Annotated in this window: 1 protein-coding gene; it reads right to left on the bottom strand. The window is 67.5% G+C overall.

Features of this window, described 5'->3' with window-relative positions:
* Positions 1–1,669 (bottom strand): condensation domain-containing protein (locus tag NS4_RS30985; RefSeq protein WP_245665876.1); only part of this gene is annotated, 1,669 nt, incomplete at both ends.

The following is a 1,669-nucleotide window of genomic DNA, read 5'->3' as shown; positions in this document are numbered from 1 at the left end:
TCGCGCTGCCGCGACAACAGCTCCGCGAACGACTCGCCCCGATCCAACTGCGTCCGGAACACCAGCGTGTTCACGAACATACCGACCAGGTCATCGAGCGCCCGCTCACCACGACCCGCCACCGGCGTACCGATGGTGATGTCGTCGCTACCCGACAGCCGCGACAACAGCACCGCCAGCGCCGAATGCACCACCATGAACAGCGTGGCGCCCTGCTGCTGCGCCACTCGCTGCAAACCGGCATGGGTTTCCGCATCGATCGCGAACTGCACGCGACCGCCGGCGAATGTCTGCACCGCCGGACGCGGGCGGTCCGCCGGGAGATCCAATTGATCCGGCACCCCGGCCAGCGCCGACTGCCAGTAACCGACCTGCTGCGCCGCGATCGATTCCGGATCGGCTTCGTCACCGAGCAGCTCCCGCTGCCAGATGCTGTAATCCGCGTACTGCACCGGCAACGGAGCCCAACCCGGGGCCTCACCGGACACCCGCGCCGAATAGGCCGTCATCAGATCCCGCGTCAACGGGCCCACCGAGGAACCGTCGGCAGCGATGTGGTGCACCACCATCGCCAGCACCCATTCGCCGGGACCGGTGGTCAGCAACAGCACCCGTACCGGCGCCTGCTCGGTGACGTCGAACCCGACCGACATCAGCTCGGCGACTCTGGCCACCGGATCGTCCGCGGCGGCGATCTCCATCCTGCCGATCACCTGTGCGGTCGGCAGAACTTCCTGATAAGGCAGTTGTCCGGCACCCAGCGGATACCGGGTCCGCAAGGATTCGTGCCGCTCCAGCACGTCCGCGACCGCCGCACGCAATGCCTCGACATCGAGTGCACCCGTCAACCGGATCGCCACCGGCAGGTTGTAGGCCGCGGACCGTTCGTCGAATCGGTTCAGGAACCACATCCGCTGCTGCGCCAGCGACAACGGCACTCGCGCCGGACGTTCGCGCGGCGCGAGGACGGGGAGGTTTCCGCGACGCGCAGCGGTTTCCGCCGCGGCGGCAAGCGCCGCCACGGTGGATGCCTCGAACAGCATCCGCACCGGCACCTGCGTACCCAGCGCCGCGCCCAACCGCGCCGCGACCTGCGTCGCGATCAGCGAGTTACCACCGAGGGCGAAGAAATCATCATCCACACCGACCCGCTCGACACCGAGAACCTCGGCGAACACACCCGCGACGATCTCCTCGATCGGGGTCGACGGCGCACGGAACTCCCGCGTCTCGAACACCGGCGCCGGCAGCGCCTTACGATCCAACTTGCCGGAGGTGTTCAGCGGGAAGGCGTCGAGCTGCATGACCACGGCCGGCACCATGTAGACCGGCAGCACCTCACGTAACGCATCCAGCAGCGCAGCCGGAACGATTCGTTCGCCGGGCGCGGGCACCACGTAGGCGGCCAGCTGCTCACCGAGATCGGAGGCCGCGACTGTGACCACGGCCTGGCTGACCACGGGCCGGGCCAGCAACGCCGACTCGATCTCCCCGAGCTCGATGCGCTGACCACGGAACTTCACCTGGAAATCGGTACGGCCCAGATACTCCAGCACCGGCAACGACTCGATGCGGCCTTCCACCGAAGTCTCGACCCGACTCCACCGCACAAGGTCACCCGTGCGATACATCCGCTGACCGGCATCGAACGGACTCGCCACAAAACGAT

It is taken from the genome of Nocardia sienata NBRC 100364, from assembly GCF_001613205.1.
GTDB lineage: Bacteria > Actinomycetota > Actinomycetes > Mycobacteriales > Mycobacteriaceae > Nocardia > Nocardia sienata.
The sequence above is the reverse complement of the archived record's forward strand: the minus strand, read 5'-3'. Positions and strand labels throughout refer to the sequence as shown.